This is a genomic window from Bacillus sp. JUb11 (genome assembly GCF_024807925.1).
Lineage (GTDB): Bacteria > Bacillota > Bacilli > Bacillales > Bacillaceae > Bacillus > Bacillus altitudinis.
The window spans coordinates 161,256-181,673 of the sequence record NZ_JANUEZ010000005.1 but is presented as its reverse complement, the minus strand read 5'-3'; the positions used below and the strand labels follow the sequence as shown (position 1 = coordinate 181,673).

21 protein-coding genes are annotated in these 20,418 nt (G+C 42.4%); all 21 read right to left on the bottom strand.

Annotated elements, in window-relative coordinates:
- Positions 1 to 23: 23 nt before the first annotated feature.
- Positions 24 to 872, bottom strand: coding sequence for a ribosome biogenesis GTPase YlqF (gene ylqF, locus M2369_RS11130; protein WP_007499632.1), 849 nt, complete (start codon positions 870 to 872; stop codon positions 24 to 26).
- 90 nt (positions 873 to 962) lie between these two features.
- Entirely contained in the window at positions 963 to 1,310 is a 348-nt protein-coding gene (gene rplS / locus M2369_RS11125) for a 50S ribosomal protein L19 (protein WP_008344834.1), read from the bottom strand.
- Between the two features lie 137 nt (positions 1,311 to 1,447).
- Entirely contained in the window at positions 1,448 to 2,182 is a 735-nt protein-coding gene (gene trmD / locus M2369_RS11120; protein WP_007499635.1) for a tRNA (guanosine(37)-N1)-methyltransferase TrmD, read from the bottom strand.
- A complete protein-coding gene (gene rimM / locus M2369_RS11115; protein ID WP_008344836.1) occupies positions 2,179 to 2,703 on the bottom strand; it encodes a ribosome maturation factor RimM in 525 nt (174 codons plus the stop codon). The genes trmD and rimM overlap by 4 nt, the downstream gene beginning before the upstream one ends.
- An 8-nt stretch (positions 2,704 to 2,711) precedes the next feature.
- A complete protein-coding gene (locus M2369_RS11110; protein ID WP_008344839.1) occupies positions 2,712 to 3,098 on the bottom strand; it encodes a YlqD family protein in 387 nt (128 codons plus the stop codon).
- Between the two features lie 103 nt (positions 3,099 to 3,201).
- Positions 3,202 to 3,447: a KH domain-containing protein gene (locus M2369_RS11105; protein WP_012009937.1), complete on the bottom strand. Its 246-nt coding sequence runs from the start codon at positions 3,445 to 3,447 to the stop codon at positions 3,202 to 3,204.
- The gene (gene rpsP / locus M2369_RS11100; protein WP_003212139.1) at positions 3,447 to 3,719 is read right to left on the bottom strand and encodes a 30S ribosomal protein S16; all 273 of its coding nucleotides are present in this window, start codon (positions 3,717 to 3,719) and stop codon (positions 3,447 to 3,449) included. The genes M2369_RS11105 and rpsP overlap by 1 nt, the downstream gene beginning before the upstream one ends.
- Before the next feature lie 105 nt (positions 3,720 to 3,824).
- Positions 3,825 to 5,168, bottom strand: coding sequence for a signal recognition particle protein (ffh, locus tag M2369_RS11095; protein ID WP_008344842.1), 1,344 nt, complete (start codon positions 5,166 to 5,168; stop codon positions 3,825 to 3,827).
- A 13-nt stretch (positions 5,169 to 5,181) separates the two neighbouring features.
- Complete coding sequence (locus M2369_RS11090; protein WP_008344844.1) at positions 5,182 to 5,514, bottom strand: putative DNA-binding protein; 333 nt, start codon at positions 5,512 to 5,514, stop codon at positions 5,182 to 5,184.
- A gap of 141 nt (positions 5,515 to 5,655) precedes the next feature.
- Positions 5,656 to 6,642: a signal recognition particle-docking protein FtsY gene (gene ftsY, locus M2369_RS11085; RefSeq protein ID WP_144665388.1), complete on the bottom strand. Its 987-nt coding sequence runs from the start codon at positions 6,640 to 6,642 to the stop codon at positions 5,656 to 5,658.
- A gap of 21 nt (positions 6,643 to 6,663) precedes the next feature.
- Entirely contained in the window at positions 6,664 to 10,224 is a 3,561-nt protein-coding gene (smc, locus tag M2369_RS11080; RefSeq protein ID WP_041507314.1) for a chromosome segregation protein SMC, read from the bottom strand.
- Between the two features lie 105 nt (positions 10,225 to 10,329).
- A complete protein-coding gene (rnc, locus tag M2369_RS11075; RefSeq protein ID WP_017367233.1) occupies positions 10,330 to 11,073 on the bottom strand; it encodes a ribonuclease III in 744 nt (247 codons plus the stop codon).
- A 184-nt stretch (positions 11,074 to 11,257) separates the two neighbouring features.
- On the bottom strand, positions 11,258 to 11,491 hold the full coding sequence (acpP, locus tag M2369_RS11070; RefSeq protein WP_003212028.1) for an acyl carrier protein: 234 nt from the start codon (positions 11,489 to 11,491) through the stop codon (positions 11,258 to 11,260).
- Positions 11,492 to 11,572: 81 nt separating this feature from the next.
- Positions 11,573 to 12,316, bottom strand: a complete 744-nt coding sequence (gene fabG, locus M2369_RS11065) for a 3-oxoacyl-[acyl-carrier-protein] reductase (protein ID WP_168948692.1) — start codon at positions 12,314 to 12,316, stop codon at positions 11,573 to 11,575.
- A complete protein-coding gene (gene fabD, locus M2369_RS11060; protein WP_168948693.1) occupies positions 12,316 to 13,260 on the bottom strand; it encodes an ACP S-malonyltransferase in 945 nt (314 codons plus the stop codon). Before fabD ends, fabG begins: the two co-directional genes overlap by 1 nt.
- Positions 13,261 to 13,275: 15 nt before the next feature.
- Positions 13,276 to 14,274 carry a phosphate acyltransferase PlsX gene (gene plsX / locus M2369_RS11055; protein ID WP_017359101.1) on the bottom strand — a complete coding sequence of 333 codons (999 nt, stop codon included), beginning with the start codon at positions 14,272 to 14,274 and terminating at the stop codon, positions 13,276 to 13,278.
- Positions 14,275 to 14,289: 15 nt separating this feature from the next.
- Positions 14,290 to 14,856, bottom strand: coding sequence for a transcription factor FapR (gene fapR / locus M2369_RS11050; RefSeq protein ID WP_008344859.1), 567 nt, complete (start codon positions 14,854 to 14,856; stop codon positions 14,290 to 14,292).
- A gap of 112 nt (positions 14,857 to 14,968) precedes the next feature.
- Positions 14,969 to 17,017, bottom strand: coding sequence for an ATP-dependent DNA helicase RecG (gene recG, locus M2369_RS11045; protein ID WP_259254209.1), 2,049 nt, complete (start codon positions 17,015 to 17,017; stop codon positions 14,969 to 14,971).
- On the bottom strand, positions 16,995 to 17,897 hold the full coding sequence (gene sdaAA / locus M2369_RS11040; protein ID WP_024720342.1) for an L-serine ammonia-lyase, iron-sulfur-dependent, subunit alpha: 903 nt from the start codon (positions 17,895 to 17,897) through the stop codon (positions 16,995 to 16,997). The genes recG and sdaAA overlap by 23 nt, the downstream gene beginning before the upstream one ends.
- A gap of 20 nt (positions 17,898 to 17,917) precedes the next feature.
- Positions 17,918 to 18,580, bottom strand: coding sequence for an L-serine ammonia-lyase, iron-sulfur-dependent subunit beta (gene sdaAB, locus M2369_RS11035; protein WP_017367229.1), 663 nt, complete (start codon positions 18,578 to 18,580; stop codon positions 17,918 to 17,920).
- A 149-nt stretch (positions 18,581 to 18,729) separates the two neighbouring features.
- The gene (locus M2369_RS11030; protein WP_017367228.1) at positions 18,730 to 20,403 is read right to left on the bottom strand and encodes a DAK2 domain-containing protein; all 1,674 of its coding nucleotides are present in this window, start codon (positions 20,401 to 20,403) and stop codon (positions 18,730 to 18,732) included.
- Positions 20,404 to 20,418: the final 15 nt, after the last annotated feature.

Here is a 20,418-nt window from a genome sequence, read left to right as displayed (position 1 = left end):
GACCCGCATGAGCTGCGTGTCTTTTAGCTTTCAGGCTTCTCAAAAGTGAGGGGACCAAATTTTTCCGTTCGAATATCCCGAATAATGATTTCGGTCGTTTTGTCGTAATTAATGAATCCTCCACTCATCAGACAGCCGCGTTTTGTGCCAATGGCATCAAACAGCTCAACTGTATCTTCAGGTATTTCTGCTAAATCATAGCGTTTTTTTAACCGCTCTGGATAGTGCTCTTCTAAAAAGCGGAGCGCATACACTGCGACATCCTGCAAGTTGATGATAGAGTCTTTAATCGCTCCAGTGACGGCCAGCCTAAGACCTACTTGTTCATCTTCAAATTTCGGCCAGAGAATTCCGGGGGTATCGAGCAGTTCAAGTTCTTTTCCGACCTTCACCCATTGCTGTGACGTCGTAATACCAGGTCGATCTCCTGTTTTCGCAATATTTTTCTTTGCCAACCGATTGATCAGCGTTGATTTGCCGACATTGGGAATTCCGATAATCAAAGCTCGAATGGCACGCGGCTTAACACCTTTTGCTTTCATTCGATCGAACTTTTCTTTTAAGATTTCTTTTGATGTCGTTATGATTTGATTTAACCCTTGTCCATCGACAGAATTAATGGCAAGTGACCGTACACCTTGCGCTTCAAAGTGTGCCTGCCACTCTTTTGTCATACGAGGATCTGCTTTATCTGCTTTGTTCAAAAGCATAATTTTCGGTTTGTTTTGGAGGATTTCTTCAATCATTGGGTTTCTAGAGGACATCGGAATTCTTGCATCGGTTAATTCAAATACGATGTCGATGAGCTTTAATTTTTCTGTGACTTCCCGTCTTGCTTTTGCCATATGGCCTGGAAACCATTGAATTGTCATATGTGCACCTTCTCTCTTCTAACGGTTGTCTCTATACATTGTACAAAAAAAGAGCCTGTTACAGGTAACAAGCTCTTTCCTTTGATATCATTATCGTCTGATTTCTTTGATACGAGCCGCTTTACCGCGAAGTTCACGTAGGTAGTAAAGTTTCGCACGACGTACCTTACCGTGACGTACAACTTCGATCTTAGCGATTTTTGGTGTGTGTACAGGGAATGTACGCTCAACGCCTACACCGTAAGAGATCTTACGAACTGTGAAAGTTTCGCTGATTCCACCACCACGACGCTTAATTACAACACCTTCAAAGATCTGGATACGCTCACGAGTACCCTCGACAACTTTCACGTGTACACGTAAAGTGTCACCAGGACGGAACGCAGGAAGATCAGTGCGTAATTGTTCTTTTGTGATTTCTTCAATCAATTGTTGCATCGTTTTCAACTCCTTCCAACAGATGCTCATGTCCTCTTTCTTCATTGCAGCGGAACATCGTTTTCAAACTTGAATCGGCAAGCCGTCCAAGTCACAAGTAGTATCATACCACACCTGTATACCTTGTGCAATACAATCTAGTCATTATGAAGCTGCCAAAGCCATCTTTTTTCTTCATCCGTTAATGTTTTGCAAGAATCGATCAAATCTGGCCGTCTTGTATAGGTTCGCTTCAACGATTCTTTACGCCGCCACTCTTCAATTTTGGCATGATTTCCAGAAAGAAGCACATCTGGTACTTTCAATCCTTTATAATCAGCTGGTCTTGTATAGTGCGGATGCTCAAGCAGACCTGTACTAAATGAATCTTCGATATGAGACGCTTCTTTTCCAAGCACATGAGGCAAAAGCCTGACCACACTGTCTGCAATCATCATCGCCGGCAGCTCTCCGCCTGTGAGAACGAAATCTCCGATTGAGATTTCATCTGTGACAAGATGCTCCCTGATGCGCTCATCGTAGCCTTCATAGTGGCCGCAAATGAACATAAGATGCTCTTCTTTTGCAAGCTCTTCTGCTTTCTTTTGTGTATATCTTTCTCCTTGAGGACAGACAAGAATAATGCGGGGCTTCTTGTTTGCTTTTTTCGTTAAATCTTCTACCGCATCAAATACAGGCTGTGCTTTCAGAACCATGCCAGCACCGCCGCCATACGGATAGTCATCCACTGTTTTATGTTTATGATCGGAATACTCCCTAAAATTCACGACATCAAATGAGACCGCATCTTTTTCCTGAGCTTTTTTTAAGATCGATGAGTGAAGCACTCCTTCAAACATTTCAGGAAACAGTGTTAAAAAGTCAATTTTCATTCGTCAATGAGTCCTTCCATCACTTCAATGTGTACTTTCTTGGATGAAATATCAACTGTTTTGACGACAGATGGAATATACGGGATGAGGGCATCTTTTTTGCCTTTTCTTCCAACCACCCATACATCATTTGCCCCTGGCGTTAAAACTTCTTTGATTTGACCAATCAGTTTGTCCTCTTCATCATATACTTCACAGCCGATGATTTCGTGGAAATAGAATTCCCCTTCATCTAATGAACCAAGATGTTCTTTTTCTACTTTTAAAATCGACTCTTTTAATTGCTCAGCTTCATTTAACGAGCCGACTTCTTCAAATGTCAGTAAATCAAATTGTTTGTGCTGTCTATGTGATGCGACAGTCACTTTTAGCGGTTCTTTTTGATTTTGTTTGAAAATATAAAGGACGCTGCCTTTTTTGTAGCGTTCTTCTGGGAAATCAGTCTTTGACACAACACGTACTTCTCCACGCACTCCATGTGTATTGACGATCTTTCCGACATTCAACCATTCTAGCTCCATGTTCTCAATCACCCCTGACGTATTTCCACAATGGTGCCGTCTTTCACGACGATGACATTGTCTTGCATTTTGTCATCCCATTTATCACCTATTTTCACTTCAATCAGCGCATCCACTTCTGTTTCTTTCATTTCACTGCCAAGAGGCAAGATATGCAGCTGCTCGACTTGAAAGTCAATTTGCCTCATTTTCTCTTGTCTTTTTTCAATGGCTTTTTGAAATTGAGGGATGGCTTCTTGCTGATGTGGTTCTTTTTCATGCTTTTTGAGTTGAAAATATAGTTGATTGCACTCACGTTCTAGTCTTTCTTTTTTCTCCAAAAAAGTCGTTAACAGTTTGTCCTTACTGCTTTCAGTTAATACTTGCATGACGGTGACATGTTGAATGATCTGCATCTTCCTTTTTGTCCCCCTATCCGAAGGCATTTGTCCTCTACAGTATAACGAAAAATAGATTTAAACGTGTAAAAAAAGGGGAGGTCCTAAGCCCTCTCCCTTTTTAGTCAGCAATCTCAAGTTGAACTTTCTTAGAAGACTCTGCACTTGCTGCAAACATGACTGTTCGTATCGCTTTAGCTGTACGTCCCTGCTTTCCGATCACTTTTCCGGTATCTTCAGCATTGACAGACAGTGTGTAAATGACCTGCTCATCTTTTTCTAATGAAGATACGTGAATATCTTCAGGGAAATCAACAAGTGGCTCGACGATGGACACAATCAATTCTTCCAAGGACAGCTCATTCATTATTTGCTGTTTTTCGCATTATGAAATTTTTCAAGAATTCCTTGGCTTGAGAAAAGGTTACGAACTGTATCAGATGGTTTCGCACCATTTTGAAGCCATTTAAGCGCTAATTCTTCGTTGATTTTCACCTCAGCTGGTGATAACACTGGATTGTATGTTCCAACTGTTTCGATGAAACGACCGTCACGTGGTGAACGAGAATCTGCTACAACAATACGATAGAAAGGAGATCTTTTTGATCCCATACGTTTTAAACGAATTTTTACTGCCATTTTACTAGCACCTCCGAAAATATTTCAACAAGATAGTATATTAACAATGATAAAAGGGTTTGTAAAGTGTTTTTTCTTAACAACGGTTTTATCATGTATAACCAATTACATAAATGGTAATTTAAAGCCGCCTTTTTTCTTTCCTTTGGACATATTGGTCATTTGCTTCATCATCTTTTTCATTTCGTCAAATTGTTTTAAAAGGCGATTGACTTCCTGTACAGATGTCCCGCTTCCTTTTGCAATCCGTTTTCTTCGGCTTGCATTGATGACCTCTGGCTGTTCTTTTTCTTCGGTCGTCATTGATTTAATGATCGCTTCGATGTGATTGAGCTGCTTTTCGTCTACTTGGACGTTTTTGAGCCCTTTCATTTTACCGGCTCCCGGCATCATTTGGATCAGTTCATCAAGTGGACCCATGTTGCGAACCTGCCCAAGCTGCTCGAGGAAATCATCGAGCGTGAAGCTCATTGTCCGCATTTTTTGTTCAAGCTCTTTCGCTTTATCTTGGTCAACGTTTGCTTGTGCTTTTTCAATAAGCGTGAGCACATCTCCCATGCCAAGAATTCTTGATGCCATCCGCTCCGGATGGAATGGTTCAATTGCATCAAGCTTTTCACCTAGTGCGGCGAATTTAATCGGCGTATTTGTGACTGCACGAATTGATAGTGCTGCCCCGCCTCGCGTATCACCGTCTAGTTTTGTCAGAACGACACCTGTTAAACCAAGCTGTTCATTAAAGCTTTTTGCGACATTGACAGCATCTTGACCAGTCATCGAGTCAACAACGAGGAAAATCTCTTCTGGATTTGCGACTTCTTTTACTTTCTGAAGTTCATCCATTAAGTCTTCATCAATATGAAGACGTCCTGCTGTATCTAAAATGACATAATCGTGATGTTCTTCTTTCGCTTTTTCAATTGCCTGTTTGGCAATTTCGACAGGACTGACCTGATCACCTAATGAGAATACGGGCATATCAAGCTGTTTCCCAAGCGTTTGAAGCTGCTGGATCGCTGCTGGTCTGTAAATATCAGCGGCCACCATCATCGGCTTGCGATTATGTTTTTTGCGAAGTAAGTTGGCAAGCTTTCCAGTTGTGGTCGTTTTACCTGCCCCTTGAAGACCAACCATCATAATGACAGTTGGAGACTTTTTCGCTACAGCGATTTTACTCTCTTCCCCGCCCATTAATTCAGTGAGTTCTTCTTTTACAACTTTAATGACCTGTTGTCCTGGGGTAAGACTTTGCATGACCTCTTGTCCAACTGCCCGCTCGCTTACTTTTTTCACAAAGTCTTTGACTACTTTAAAATTGACGTCAGCTTCAAGAAGGGCAAGGCGCACCTCGCGCATCATTTCTTTTACATCTTGCTCTGACACTTTTCCTTTGCCGCGGATTTTTGAAATCGTCTGCTGCAGTCGGTCGGCTAATCCTTCAAATGCCATACTGTGCCGCCTCCTAATCTAATTTCTCAAGCGATTCAATTAAAGCTTCTGCTTCTTCCTTTTGCGCGGAATCTGCTACAAGCTCTCTCATTTTTGTGAGAAGTTCTTTACGCTCTTTAAATTTCTTAAACAAGAGCAGCTTTTCTTCATATTGTTCAAGCATCGCTTCAGTCCGTTTAATATTATCATAAACAGCCTGTCTTGATACTTCATATTCATCCGCAATTTCACCGAGGGAAAAATCGTCTAGGTAGTAAAGCGACATGTAGCTCTTTTGTTTTGCGGTCAACAACGATTGATAGAAATCAAACAAGTAGTTCATTCTCGTTGTCTTTTCAAGCGTCATGGGCTCTCTCCCCTTTGTTAAGTTCATTCCCTTTACAACAACTAAGTTTACACGGTTCTGATCTATGTGTCAAGTTTTTATCTTGTCACTTCCTGCGGCGATATTTACATAAAAAAGCCGGCAGTTTTGCCGGCATTTTGATTAGTCTTCTTGATCAATCATGTCTGAGAATAATCCGTACACATACGATTCAGCATCGAACTCTTGCAGATCGTCTACTTTTTCACCTAATCCGACAAGTTTTACAGGGATGTTGAGCTCATTGCGAATGGCAAGAACAATCCCGCCTTTTGCAGTACCGTCAAGCTTTGTTAAAGCGATACCTGTCACGTTTGTCGCTTTAGAAAATTCCTTCGCTTGCGCCATCGCATTTTGACCCGTTGTCGCATCAAGAGCAAGCAGTACTTCGTGCGGTGCATCGGGCACTTCGCGTTCAATGACTCTCTTGACCTTCTCTAGCTCTTTCATCAAGTTGACTTTGTTTTGCAGTCTGCCTGCTGTATCACAGATCAAGACATCTGCTTTTTTGGCTTTAGCTGATTGAACGGCATCATAGATGACCGCTGCCGGGTCAGAGCCTGCTGTTTGTTTAACGACAGGAACACCAGAGCGCTCGCCCCATACTTCAAGCTGCTCAATCGCCCCCGCACGGAACGTATCACCTGCTGCTAAAATGACGGATTTCCCTTCATTTTTCAGCTTGTTTGCCAGCTTACCAATGGTTGTGGTTTTACCGACACCGTTCACGCCTACAAATAAAATAATATTTAAACGGCCGTCTTCAAGGTTCAGTTCAGAGATTTGTTCCTCACCGCTATTGTAAATCTCCACAAGTTTTTCAGAGATGACTGCTTGTACTTCACTTGGGTCTTGAATGTTTCTTAATTTCACTTCTTTTTTCAGCTCATCAATCAGTTCCATCACAGTCGTGAAACCAACATCCGCACCGATTAACACTTCTTCTAGTTCTTCAAAAAAGTCTTCATCCACTTTACGATAGCGAGAAATGAGTTCATTTACTTTTCCCTGGAACGAATTTCTCGTTTTTTCAAGTCCATCTTTAAACTTTTCTGATACTGAATCGGTTTGCTGCGTAAATTTTTCTTTTAATTTCTTAAAAAAGCTCATGGGTTCAAAAACCTCCTTTAATTACTGGACAAGCTCTTTCGTTTCCTCTAGTTTGACAGATACCAGTTTTGAGACACCTGACTCCTGCATCGTGACACCGTACAGAACATCTGCTTCTTCCATGGTTCCTTTTCGGTGTGTAATCACAATGAACTGTGTTTCTTGGCTGTATTTCTTTAAATACTGAGCAAAGCGGAACACATTCGCTTCATCAAGCGCCGCTTCTACCTCATCTAGCACACAGAATGGTACTGGTCTCACTTTTAAGATCGAGAATAATAAAGCGATGGCTGTTAATGCTCTTTCTCCGCCTGAAAGCAGGCTTAGATTTTGCAGCTTTTTCCCCGGCGGCTGCGCCACAATATCGACACCTGAGTTTAGTAAATCGTTTGGATCTGTCAACTTAAGGTCTGCTCTTCCTCCCCCAAATAATGCTTGGAAAACAGATTCAAAATGCCCGCGGATTTGAGAGAATGTCTCAGAGAAACGTTTCGTCATCTCCTGATCCATTTCTTCAATGACTTGGAATAACGTATTTTTCGCTTCTGTCAGATCATTGCGCTGTTCAGTTAAGAAGAGAAAACGTTCATTCACACGTTCATACTCGTCAATGCTGCCTAAGTTCACTGTTCCAAGCTCTTCAATGGCTAGTTTGATCAATTTCACGCGTTTTCTTGCTTCATCCGGCGATAGCGTCAGATGATACATTTCTTTTGCTCCTTCAAACGAAAGGGCATACTCTTCGTTTAAATAGGCGATGAGGTTATCAAGTTCAACTTCCATGCGGCCAAGCTTGATCTCTTCATCTTTTAAGCTTGTCGTGAGCTGTTTATACAGGCGTTTTTGCTCTTTCAGTTCACGTTCAGCGAATTCTAATGTTTCAGAAAGAGCCAGGCGCTGTTTGCGTCGCTCTGAGATAAGCGCTGTCGTTTTGTTTTTATGTTCCAGTTTCTCTTTTGCCGCTTCTTCCAGTTGTTCGGCGCCGCTTGAGCTGGATGACATTTCACTTGTTAAGAGGGACAAATCTTCTTTTGTTTCTGTCAGCGTCTTTTCAGCCTCTTCTAATTCAGCCGTTAAGCTCGACAGTTTTTCTTGTTCATTTGCTAAAGACTGCTCTTTTTTGGCAAGCGAGATTTTCAGCTCTGTTAATTCGGAAGAAATGGTTTCTTTCGTTGAGCTTTGGGTCTGTTTCCGTTTTGTTAACGTGTTGATCTCTTCATCAAGAGAGGTCAGTTTCTCACCTATAGATGTTTCAAGGGCTGCCTGCTCTTTATCCTTGCTCGCAAGTTCGCTAGAGCGCTGCTGCAACTCTTCTTTTTCTTGATCATAGAGCTCTAGATGAGCGTTAATATTTTTTTCAGCTACTTGCAGTTCATATAATGTCCCTTTTAACTCTTGCTGCTTTTCTCGAAGCATTTCGCCGCGCTGACGCAATTCATTTAATTGGACTTCGCTTTCGGCAATCGATTGCTTCGTTTCTTTTGTTTCTTTTTCAAGGATCGTTGTTTTTTCTTCCATTTCAACGAGCTGCTTTGTTAATGTTTCAATCTCTCGGTTTCTGGACAGGAGGGAATTGTTCTTTTTCTTTACGCCTCCCCCAGTCATTGAACCGCCTGGGTTCACGACGTCCCCATCAAGGGTCACGATACGATAACGATGTCCAAGCATTTTCGCTAGCTCGTTGGCACCTTTTAAGTCTTGAACAATCAGGACCGTTCCAAGCAAATTCCGAATGACTTTTTCATACTTTTCGTTAAAGGAAACGAGCTGACTCGCCACGCCGATAAATGCGTCATGCTGCTCAGCTGTTTGAATATCTCTGAACTGAATGGTTCGTTCTTTGATGACGTTCATCGGCAGGAAGGTCGCACGCCCAAAGGAATGCTGCTTTAAGTATCCAATGGCCTGTCTGGCAGCCGCTTCATTTTCAGTAACGACATGCTGCGTGGCTGCGCCAAGTGCAATTTCAATCGCTGTTTCATGTTGCTGCTCTGTTTGAATCAGCTCTGCAATCGCCCCGTGAATACCGCCTAACCGGTCCTTTGCCTTTAAAACCTCTTTCACTCCTTGGAAAAATCCTGAGAAGTCTTCCTGCATGGATTCAAGCATTTCTTTTTTAGATTTTGCCTGCTGTACATATTGATAGGCTTGGTAAAGAGCTGTTTCTTTTTTCTCGTATTGACGTTTCATCTGCTCTAGCTTTTGTTCCGCTTCTCTAAAGCGTTTCACCTGAGCCAAAATGTCTTCTTCTCGTTCTGAAAGTTGCTTCTCGGCTTCTGTTTTCTTTTCCTTCACAGATACCCGTTCTTCGATATGTTTCTGATTATTTTGCGTTAACCGCTCTAGCTGCAAGGCTGCTTGGCGCTGCTGTTCTTCTAGTAATTTACGTTCGTTTCGGATAGAAGCTTGCTCGTTTAATAGGTCAAAATAATCGCTTTTCAGCTGTTCAATTTGCCCTTCCACATCTTCACTATGAAGAGACAGCTGATGCTGTTTTGTTTTCACTTCATCTTTTAGCTGCTGCACTTCTGTTTGCAGGCTGTCACGTGTGACTTTCTGCTGTTCAATCTTTTCCGTTAACAACGCCTGTTTTTCGGTTAAACGCACGAGCGTATCTTCTAGCTGACCTTGGTTAGCGGCCGCATTTTTTTTCCGTTCTTTTAGAACTTCTTTTTTCCCTTCAAGTTTTTCTAGTTCTTCACTTGTGAAAAGGAGGACTTCTTGAAGGTCATGAATCGAATCGTCAAGTGCCTGAATACGGTCTCTCGATTCTTCGATTTTGGCTTCCTTCGCTTGAATGTCTGTGGACTGCTTCATTTCATCTTGTTTGAACCGCTCGACAGCTTCACCAAGTGTTGTCCATTTTTTGTGCAGTGCTTCAATATCATGGACGGTGAGAGCAATTTCTACATTTTCAAGTTCTTCTTTCTTTTGCAAATAGTCTTTTGCAATAGATGCCTGCATTCTTAGTGGTTCTACTTGATCTTCTAGTTCATGCAGAATATCTTCTACCCGGTTTAAGTTGTCCTGCGTTTCAAACAGTTTATTCTCGGCTTTTTTCTTTCTTGTTTTATATTTCAGGACACCAGCTGCTTCTTCAAAGATGCTACGTCTTTCTTCAGCTTTACTCGATAGAATCTCTTCTACCTTACCTTGGCTGATGATCGAAAAAGCTTCTTTTCCAAGACCTGAATCCATGAAAAGATCAATAATATCCTTTAAGCGGACAGATTGATTGTTAATGAGAAATTCACTTTCTCCAGAACGATAGACTCTTCTTGTCACACTGACTTCGTGAAAATCGATCGGCAAAAAGTGATCTTCGTTATCGAGCGTTAATGTCACTTCTGCTAAGTTGACTCGTTTTCTTGAGTCACTTCCTGCAAAAATGATGTCTTCCATTTTTCCTCCGCGGAGGCTTTTTGCTGATTGCTCTCCAAGTACCCAGCGGATCGCATCAGTAATATTACTTTTGCCGCTTCCGTTTGGTCCAACAACAGCTGTAACCCCTTTGACAAAGTCTACAGTCACCCGCTGTGCGAAAGATTTGAATCCTATCACGTCTAAACGTTTGAGGAACATGAGAGTGATCCTCCTTATGTATTTAAAGTACTATTATCTTACCATATGAACTGAAAAAAGATGATGGAAAACAGAGTGAAATCCCCCTGAATCACGAGGGGGATTTTATTGGTTCATATGATGTTTCTGTAATTTAGCAAGTGCTTCCTGTGCAGCATGCTGTTCCGCTTCTTTTTTTGAACGGCCATTTCCAATTCCGAGCACTTCTCCTCTAAGGGATACATTGGCTTCAAATTCCCGGTTATGTGCTGGGCCTTTTTCATGCAGGATTCGGTATTCAAGTACACCTTTTCCATCTCGCTGAACAAATTCTTGAAGCTGGCTTTTAAAGTCCATAACATGTGAGAATGCCCCGTCATTAATTTTCGGGTACACATAGGCTTCTAGGAATCGTTCAACAGGCTCAAGTCCTTGATCTAAATAAAGCGCTCCGATAAACGCCTCAAATACGTCTGCTAAGAGTGCCGGACGCTTTCTGCCGCCTGTCATTTCTTCCCCTTTTCCTAAAAGAACAAGGTCTCCGAAGGACAGCTCATGTGCTAATGACACAAGTGATGGCTCACATACGATCGCCGCTCTCAATTTTGTTAAATCTCCCTCGCTCATGGCTGGATACTTTGCAAATAAGAACTGTGAGATCGTCAATTCTAAAACAGCGTCCCCTAAAAATTCAAGTCTTTCATTATCCTCATAAGGTTTTTTCCGATGCTCATTCACATAAGAGGAATGTGTAAAGGCTTGATAGAGTAGTTTTTCATTTTTAAAGTGTACAGAAATGCGCTGCTGAAATTCTCTGAATTGCTCTAGTTTTTTGCTCTGTTTCTGTTTGTCTTTATAGTGTTTTGGCATAGCAACCTCCAGGTAGGCGTCATCGCCTTTAAGGATACTGATTATATGGAGTCTCTCTTTCTACATGCAAGGAAACCGTGCTCCTTAGCATCTGAAAAAGGCTGACAATTGATCAGCTGAATATGTTGAAACTAACATAAATTTTCAAAGTCCCGCCATGAAAATAGACGGGACTTTGTTACGCTTATTGCTGGCTATTTATGTAGTTCACAGCGTCACCGACTGTTGCAATTTTTTCAGCATCTTCGTCAGAAATTTCCATATCGAACTCATCTTCAAGTTCCATAACTAGCTCAACTACATCAAGGGAATCAGCGCCTAAATCTTCTTTAAATGAAGCTTCCATTTTCACGTCAGCCTCATCAACGCCAAGGCGGTCTACAATAATTTTTGATACACGCTCTAATACGTCTGCCATTGCCTTTCACCTCCCCTCAAAGTATTATAGTTGATTCGTTTTTAAAAAACTAGAGAAAACGTAACGAAATTTTGATATTTCTTAGGACATAACCATTCCGCCATCTACTTGGATGGTTTGGCCTGTAATATAACCTGCTCCTTCTGAAGCTAAAAAGACAACAACGTTGCTTATATCTTCAGGCGCACCAAAGCGTGCGAGCGGGATTTGCTTCAGCATTTCTGTTTGAACATTCTCATCAAGCTTGTCAGTCATATCAGTAGAAATAAAGCCTGGTGCTACGGCATTGACTGTAATATGACGGCTTGCCAGCTCTTTCGCTGTTGTTTTCGTTAAACCGATCACACCAGCTTTTGCTGCAACGTAGTTTGCTTGTCCAGGGTTTCCGCAAACGCCGACAACAGATGCTACATTGATGATTCTTCCGCTGCGCTGTTTCATCATTTGACGTGTCACAGCTTTTGTACAGTTGAAGACACCTTTTAAGTTTATGTTAATGACATCATCCCATTCATTTTCTTTCATTCTCATGAGCAGGTTGTCCTTTGTAATTCCAGCATTATTCACAAGAATGTCGATTGAACCAAATGTATCAACGGCTTGTTTCATTAATGCCTGTACTTCTTCTGCATTTGACACATCCGCTTTGACAGAAAAAGCCTGCTGGCCAAGTGCTTTGATCTCATCTACGACTTCATTTGCTTTTGCTTCGTTGCCTGAATAGTTCACCACAACATTGGCACCTTTTTTCGCCAAATCGATCGCAATCGAACGACCAATACCGCGAGATGCACCTGTGACAACGGCTGTTTTATTTGTAAGCATCAAGAATCCCCCTTGAGTGTTTGAATGGCTGCTTCAATTGTTTCTTGATCTGATACGGAAATGGTCGTCAGGCGGCGATTGACTTTTTTCACAAGACCTGAGAGCACTTTACCAGGACCAATTTCAATAAATGTTGTCACGCCTAAGTCAATCAGGCGTTCTACACTTTCTTCAAATCGAACAGGAGAATACAATTGTTCAATCAGCTTCGTTTCAATTTCATTACGTGATGTCACGATGTCTGCTGTTACGTTTGAAATCACTGGCGTCGCGGCATCAGAAATGTCTAATTTAGATAATACATCTGTGAATTTTTCAGCTGCTGGTTTCATTAATGCAGAATGGAAAGGTCCACTCACTTCAAGTGGAATTGCACGTTTTGCGCCCTTTTCTTTCGCTTTCTCTGATGCAAGTTCCACACCTTTTGCTGTACCAGAGATGACGATTTGGCCCGGACAGTTTAAGTTCGCAAGTTCTACAAGATGACCGCTTTCTGTCACTTCTTTTGTCACTTCTACAAGCGCTGCTTGGTCTAAGCCAAGAATTGCCGCCATTGCGCCTTCTCCTGCTGGAACGGCTTCATTCATTAATTCGCCGCGCTTTCTCACTGCGAAAACGGCATCTTTAAACGAAAGAGCTCCCGCTGCAACAAGGGCCGTATATTCACCCAGGCTGTGCCCTGCTGCATAATCTGCTTTGATTCCGCTCTCTTCAAATTTCTTTAAGATCGCGATGCTTGTCGTTAAAAGAGCTGGCTGTGCATTATATGTCAGCGTCAGTTCTTCTGCATCTCCTTCAAAAATCATTGAAGATAAATCAAAACCAAGGGTCTGATCTGCTTTTTCAAACACAGCTTTAGATGCTGCTTCTTGGTCAAATAAATCTTTTCCCATGCCAATTTTTTGAGAGCCTTGGCCTGGGAATAAAAAAGCAATTTTACTCATGCTGCTCTACCTCCATTACGACTCATTCGTGTCTTCTTTTTGAACTTCTTGATGAATGATAGCTGAAACGTCTTTTTTAACGATGTCGCGCGCCTGACGAATGGCATGAAAAATCGCATTTTCATCAGAGGAACCATGCGCTTTAATAACGGGTGCTTTTAAACCAAATAATGCGGCACCACCATATTCGGAGTAATCCATTTTAGATTTCATCTGCATTAATTTTGGCTTCATCATACCTGCTGCTATTTTAGCTGTGAAGCTGGATGTTAAGGTTTCTTTCAGCATTTTAAAAACAGAAAGGGCTGTGCCTTCGATCGTTTTAAGGGCGATATTCCCAGTGAAACCATCTGTGACAACGACATCAGCTACACCCTCTAATAAGTCACGCGATTCTACATTTCCTACGAAATTCAAATCTGATGCTTTTAATAATTCAAAGGTTTTTTTCGTTAAATCGTTGCCTTTTTTATCTTCTGTCCCGACATTTAAAAGTCCAACGCGTGGATTGCTCTTCGGGAAGACATGCTCTGCGTAAATAGATCCCATCATGGCATATTGCACAAGATGCTCTGGCTTTGCATCAACGTTTGCGCCGACATCCAACAATAAGAACCCGCTGCCATCAAGTGTTGGCAACGTCGGAGCAAGTGCTGGTCTGTCAATGCCATCAATTCTGCCTACGATAAACAGGCCTGCTGTCATGAGTGCCCCAGTATTTCCAGCTGAAATACAGGCATCTGCTCTTCCTTCTGAAACTTCCTGCGCCATTTTCACCATAGAAGAATCCTTTTTACGTCTCACTGCACGCACTGGTTCATCCGTTGGTTCGATGACTTCTTTTGCATCTAAGATCGTGATGCGTTCATGATTTGTTATGTATGATTTGATCTTGCTTTCATCGCCGACTAGTGTAATCTCGATATCTGAAAATGCTTCTAAGCTTTTTTGCACACCGTCAATAATGGCTTTAGGGGCATGATCTCCCCCCATTGCATCGACTGCAATTCTCATATTATGTGCCACCTTTTACTTTTGTTTTGAGCGATACATGACGAAATCGCCTGAGAAGACAACTTCCTCACCTACATAGCTGTTTACTTCAACTACGGTTCTGCCTTTTTCTTTATCATGTGAGGCAACTTTGGCTTTTGAGACGACTCTTTCGCCTTGTTTGACCTGCCTTGTAAACTTAATATTTGCTTTTGCTGTCAAAGCCAGTTCATCGTCGATGACGGCTACTGCCAGCGAATTTGCCTGGGCAAAAAGATGATGTCCCCTGGCAATTTGGTTACGGCTGAATACATGCTCTTTTCTTACTTCAAAAATGGAAATCGCTTGATCATCAAGCTCTACATCAATCATTTCTCCAATGACTTCATCCAGCGGAAGAGACTTCACTTCATCCTCTAATGTCTTTTCGGCCACGTGCTTAATTCGTTCGCGTAATTCAGGGATTGACAGCTCCAAACGGTCAAGACGAACTGTTTGAATGCTTACACCGAACTTACTTGCCAATTCTTCATCAGTAATGAACGGAGTCGAGCTGATCGTTTGCTGGAGAAGCCTTTGTCGTTCTTTTTTATTTAGTTTCATATGCAGACACCATCCGTACATTTATGACTAGGTACTAATAGTAGTATATAATCTCATAGATGATAAATCAATCCTTGTTTCAAAAAGACAAGAAAATTCCTCCAGCACTTGATCAGCTCAATTTATCTCCGCCAAGCACACCGCTGTCTACGAGTGTTTGCCTAAGTTCTTTGTATTCAGGGTCTGTCCAAAAGGCTTCAGACTGCACGAGCTCTGCCGCATCTTTTCTAGCGGTTTCAAGCGCTCTATAGTCATGAACCATATCTGCCACTTTAAATTCAGGCATTCCGCTTTGTTTTTTGCCAAAGAAGTCGCCAGGGCCTCTTAGTTCTAAGTCCTTTTCAGACAGTTCAAAGCCATCCGTTGTTTCAGACATGATCCGCATGCGCTCTTTACCGGTCTCTGATTTAGGGTCCGCCATTAAAATACAAAAAGATTGATGCTCTCCGCGTCCGACCCGGCCTCTTAACTGATGAAGCTGTGACAGCCCAAAACGGTCCGCATCATAAATGACCATGATGGTCGCATTTGGCACGTTGACTCCAACTTCAACAACTGTCGTTGACACAAGGATTTGCACTTCATTGGAAGTGAAATCTCTCATCACTTGATCTTTTTCATCACTTGCAAGTTTCCCGTGCATTAAGCCGATCGACCATTTTCCGCGATACGCCTCTGTCAGCATGCTGTGAACATCAATCGCATTTTGGACATCCAGTTTGTCTGATTCTTCTATAAGTGGACAAATAATATACGCTTGTCTGCCTTTTCTCAGCTCTTTATCAACAAAAGCAAGAATCCGCTCAAGCATGTCATGCTTCACCCAATACGTTTCAATCTGCTTTCGGCCAGCTGGCAGCTCATCAATGACAGAGACGTCCATTTCTCCAAATACTGTGATGGCAAGCGTTCTTGGAATCGGCGTTGCGGTCATAAACAAAACATCTGGGTCCTGTCCTTTGCTTCGCAGTTTTTTCCGCTGTTCCACGCCGAACCTGTGCTGTTCATCTGTAATAACAAGACCAAGCTGCTGAAATTCCACTTCGTCCTGGATAAGGGCATGCGTGCCGACTAAAATATCAATATCTCCCTCTTTCAGACGTTCAAACAGTTCTCTGCGGCGCTTTCCTTTCACTGAACTCGTCAAAAGAGCAATATTTAGCCCCCATTTTTCAAATAACTGATACAGTGAATCGGCATGCTGTTCAGCCAAAATTTCAGTTGGCACCATCAGCGCACCTTGAAAGCCGGATAAATGAGCGGCATAAAGGGCAATTGCCGCTACAGCTGTTTTCCCCGATCCAACATCCCCTTGAAGAAGCCGGTTCATTCGGTACGGGGATGCCATATCTGACATAATTTCATCCAGCACTCTTGATTGTGCTTTTGTCAGCGGGAACGGCAGGCTATGAACAAACTCAAAGACCGCCTCTTTTGAGAACGGATGCTGGATGCCTGATGTTTTTTCTCGTTCTTTTTTTCTGATCGCCTGCATCTTCAGCTGGAAGATGAGAAATTCCTCGTACACGAAGCGTCGTCTTGCTTGCTTGAGCGAGTCTCTCGTTTCAGGGAGATGAATGGTTTTTAGTGCTTCTTGATAAGACATGAGTTTATAAGCAGCTACAAGCTGCTTTGGCAGTGGATCTTCTGCATGGTCTACATAGAGTGACAACGCTTGTTTCACAAAACGCCTCATCATTTTCACGGTTACATTTTCTTTGACCGAATAAACAGGTTCTATACTGCCATCTTGTTCGTGTGTTCCTTTTTTAAATTCCTGAACCATAATGGATTGCCGGTTTTTATCCCATTTCCCTGTGACGGATACCGTATCGCCTAAAACAAGACTTCGTTTTAAATAAGGGCGATTGAAGCATATGGCTGTAATCAAAAAACGACCGACAAGCAGCCTGAATGTCAGCCTGCTTCGTTTTTTTCCATAATAGGTGAGAACGGGCTCACTGTGCACTTTTCCTTCAACTGTGACACGTTCGTCATGCCTGACTTCTTCTAAGTTGCGAAGCTCATAGTCGTCATATCGATAAGGAAAGTAGCCGAGTAAATCGGCTACTGTGTAGATTCCAAGTTCATTTAGGGTTTTTTCTGTTTCTTCTCCAATCCCTTTCAAGGCAGAGATCTTATCTTGCAATTTCTGTATCACGAGATGAGGTCACACCTCCGAAAATCTTCTTTTCAAGCTCCCTAGCTGTCGGTGTTGCAGCAAGTCCGCCTTGTGCAGTCTCACGAAGAGCGGTTGGCATCGTTTGACCAATTTTGTACATCGCATCAATGACTTCATCACAAGGGATGCGGCTTGTAATGCCGGCAAGTGCCATATCTGCTGCAATCATCGCATTAGAAGCGCCCATTGCGTTTCGTTTCACACATGGCACTTCCACAAGTCCTGCGACTGGATCGCAAACAAGACCTAGCATATTTTTTAGGGTGATGGCCATGGCTTCAGCGGATTGCTGTGGCGTACCGCCTGCCATTTCTACAATGGCTGCTGCTGCCATACCTGATGCAGATCCTACTTCTGCCTGACAGCCGCCTGCTGCACCAGAGATACTTGCGTTATTGGCGACAACAAAACCAAATGCACCAGATGTAAATAGGAATCTGACCATTTGTTCCTTTGTTGGCTTTAATGTTTCTTTCACTGCAAAGAGCGTTCCTGGCACAACACCTGCTGAGCCAGCTGTAGGCGTTGCACAGATCGTTCCCATTGCTGCGTTCACTTCATTTGTTGCCACTGCCTTACTGACAGCATCTAAAATGGTATGACCAGACAATGTTTTGCCTGATGCGATATATGCTTGAAGTTTCACCGCATCCCCGCCTGTTAAACCAGATAATGATTTCACACCTTTCAGTCCGTTTTCAACGGCCTGTTCCATCACTTCTAGGTTGCGGTACATCTGTGAGAAAATGTCTTCACGTGACTTCCCTGTCACTTCCATTTCTTGAGTAATCATAATTTCTGAAATGGAGGTATTCCGTTCTTCTGTTAGCTGCACGAGTTCTTTGACGTTTTTAAACATCATACATAACCTCCTTGTTGTTACTCTGCAATTTGTGTGACTTGAATAATGTTTGGCAGCGTCTCAAGCTCTGTTAAAACCGCTGGATCAATATTCTGATCCACTTCAATCGTCATGAGTGCTTCTTGCCCGACCTCTTTACGTGCCACTTCCATATGACCAATGTTGATGGCGAATTTCGCTAACACATTGGCAACTGCTGCAATCGTCCCGTAACGGTCGTTATGAACCACAAGAATGGCCGGGTGATTCCCTGAGAGTCTCAGTTCAAAGCCATTTAATTCTGTGATTTCAATTTTACCTCCGCCAATGGAAATCCCGATTAATTCAAGGCTTCCATTCGCATCTGAAATTTCTACTTTTGCTGTATTTGGATGCGCTGGTACCGCATCTTCTTCTTTAAACTCAATGTCGATTTCTTTGCTTTTTGCAATATCGATCGCTGTTTTAATTCGTTCATCAAATGTATCAAAGTCAAGAACACCGCCGATAATGGCTACATCTGTCCCGTGTCCTTTATACGTATCTTTAAAAGAGCCATAAAACGATACAGTAATTCGTTTCGGTTCTCTTCCGAACAAGCTGCGAGCCACTCTTCCAATACGAGCCGCACCCGCCGTGTGCGAACTTGATGGACCAATCATGACGGGTCCAATAATATCAAACACACTTCTAAATTTCATAGGTCTTCCCCTCTCATCACCAATCACAGATTGGTTTGTTACTCCCTTTAGACTAATGGATTCATTCGATTCCCGCAACTCATTTCACCGATGAACACATAGTAAAAAAATGCAAAAGAAGAAGAAGGGCTTCATGTGCCCTTCTTTCTTTATTCAACAGCCAAAATATATGAATAAAGCGGCTGTTTTCCATCGTGGACTTCAACTTCTACATCTTCAAATGTTTCTTCAATATATGCTTCTAAAGCTTCCATCTCATCAGATGATGCATCTTCCCCTTTGATGATTGTGACAATCTCATCATCTTCTGTCACCATTTGGGTCAAAAGCTCTTTTGCTGCATCTAATTGATTTTTAGCTGTTAAGGTGATTTTTCCATTGTATAGGCCCATATAATCGCCTTTGGCAATGTCGATCCCATCAATTTGAGTATCTCTCACTGCAAAGGTAATTTGGCCGCTTTTCACATGATCAATCGCTTCTAACATCGCTGCTTCATTGTCTTCATTTGAAGCTGCTTCATTTAGAGAAAGAAGTGCCGACATTCCTTGAGGAACGGTCTTTGTCGGAATAACAACGACCTCACGACTTGAGACAGTTGCCGCCTGTTTAGCTGCCATGACAATATTAGAATTATTAGGTAAGATAAAGACGGTTTCGGCATGAATGCTATCAATTGCTTTGACAATGTCTTCTGTGCTCGGATTCATTGTCTGTCCGCCTTCAATGACGACGGATGCTCCGATACTTTTAAACAAGTCAGCAATCCCTTCTCCCATTGCGACACTCACTACTCCAAAACGCTGTTTTTCAGCAGCTGTTGCTTTTGGTGCAGCAGGCGAGTGATCTTTTTCTTCATTGACGATCGAGCTATGCTGCTCTCTCATGTTTTCAATTTTCATATTAATCAAGCTGCCGTAGCGCTGTGCATATGATAAGACATCTCCTGGCTGCTCTGCATGAATATGAACTTTTGCAAGCGTATCATCAGATACCACAAGAAGTGAATCTCCGAATTCGCTTAATTCTTCTCTGAAGGCATTTTCGTCAAAGGACTGTTTGTCTTCTTCGAATTTCACCATAAATTCTGTACAATAGCCAAATTCAATATCTTCTGTGTTCATATGGCTTTGTGCACTTTTATGATGCTCTGCACTCACTAATTCTTTTAATGTTGGCAAAGAGGCCGTTTTAGGAGGAAGCTCTTCTCCTCTTAATGAAGCAAGGAAACCTTCATATACACAAAGAAGTCCTTTACCGCCGCTATCTACAACGCCGACTTCTTTTAAAACAGGAAGGAGATCTGGTGTGCGGTCAAGTGATGCTCTTGCTTCCTCAATCGTTAATTCAAGCACACGATCGATTTGGTCTTCTGTTGCTGAAACAGCAACCGCTTTCTTTGCTGCGTCTTTTGCAACCGTTAAGATGGTTCCTTCAATCGGTTTCATGACGGCTTTATATGCTGTATCAACACCAGCCTGCAAGGCAAGCGCAAATTCTTTTGCGTCAATTGTTTCTTTTTGTTCTATATTTTTGCTGAAACCTCTGAAGAGCTGAGACAGGATCACACCTGAGTTTCCTCTTGCCCCCATTAACAGCCCTTTCGACAGAGCCACACCGACCTTACCAATGTGATCGGTATTTGTTTCTTCAACTGCTTTTGCCCCTGAAGTCATTGACAAATTCATATTTGTCCCCGTGTCTCCGTCTGGCACTGGAAAAACATTTAACGCATCAACAATTTGTGCGTTTTGAGAAAGATGGTGAGCACCTGCAAGAATCATTTTTGCAAATGAGCGGCCACCCAGATTTCTAATAGACAATATATTTCCTCCTTA

Excerpts from the sequence above, each read along its gene's own strand:
- ylqF (WP_007499632.1), bottom strand. The coding sequence starts at position 872 with ATGACAATTCAATGGTTTCCAGGCCATATGGCAAAAGCAAGACGGGAA.
- rplS (WP_008344834.1), bottom strand. The coding sequence starts at position 1,310 with ATGCAACAATTGATTGAAGAAATCACAAAAGAACAATTACGCACTGAT.
- trmD (WP_007499635.1), bottom strand. The coding sequence starts at position 2,182 with ATGAAAATTGACTTTTTAACACTGTTTCCTGAAATGTTTGAAGGAGTG.
- rimM (WP_008344836.1), bottom strand. The coding sequence starts at position 2,703 with ATGGAGCTAGAATGGTTGAATGTCGGAAAGATCGTCAATACACATGGA.
- M2369_RS11110 (WP_008344839.1), bottom strand. The coding sequence starts at position 3,098 with ATGCAGATCATTCAACATGTCACCGTCATGCAAGTATTAACTGAAAGC.
- M2369_RS11105 (WP_012009937.1), bottom strand. The coding sequence starts at position 3,447 with ATGAATGAGCTGTCCTTGGAAGAATTGATTGTGTCCATCGTCGAGCCA.
- rpsP (WP_003212139.1), bottom strand. The coding sequence starts at position 3,719 with ATGGCAGTAAAAATTCGTTTAAAACGTATGGGATCAAAAAGATCTCCT.
- ffh (WP_008344842.1), bottom strand. The coding sequence starts at position 5,168 with ATGGCATTTGAAGGATTAGCCGACCGACTGCAGCAGACGATTTCAAAA.
- M2369_RS11090 (WP_008344844.1), bottom strand. The coding sequence starts at position 5,514 with ATGACGCTTGAAAAGACAACGAGAATGAACTACTTGTTTGATTTCTAT.
- ftsY (WP_144665388.1), bottom strand. The coding sequence starts at position 6,642 with ATGAGCTTTTTTAAGAAATTAAAAGAAAAATTTACGCAGCAAACCGAT.
- smc (WP_041507314.1), bottom strand. The coding sequence starts at position 10,224 with ATGTTCCTCAAACGTTTAGACGTGATAGGATTCAAATCTTTCGCACAG.
- rnc (WP_017367233.1), bottom strand. The coding sequence starts at position 11,073 with ATGCCAAAACACTATAAAGACAAACAGAAACAGAGCAAAAAACTAGAG.
- acpP (WP_003212028.1), bottom strand. The coding sequence starts at position 11,491 with ATGGCAGACGTATTAGAGCGTGTATCAAAAATTATTGTAGACCGCCTT.
- fabG (WP_168948692.1), bottom strand. The coding sequence starts at position 12,316 with ATGCTTACAAATAAAACAGCCGTTGTCACAGGTGCATCTCGCGGTATT.
- fabD (WP_168948693.1), bottom strand. The coding sequence starts at position 13,260 with ATGAGTAAAATTGCTTTTTTATTCCCAGGCCAAGGCTCTCAAAAAATT.
- plsX (WP_017359101.1), bottom strand. The coding sequence starts at position 14,274 with ATGAGAATTGCAGTCGATGCAATGGGGGGAGATCATGCCCCTAAAGCC.
- fapR (WP_008344859.1), bottom strand. The coding sequence starts at position 14,856 with ATGAAACTAAATAAAAAAGAACGACAAAGGCTTCTCCAGCAAACGATC.
- sdaAA (WP_024720342.1), bottom strand. The coding sequence starts at position 17,897 with ATGTTTAAAAACGTCAAAGAACTCGTGCAGCTAACAGAAGAACGGAAT.
- sdaAB (WP_017367229.1), bottom strand. The coding sequence starts at position 18,580 with ATGAAATTTAGAAGTGTGTTTGATATTATTGGACCCGTCATGATTGGT.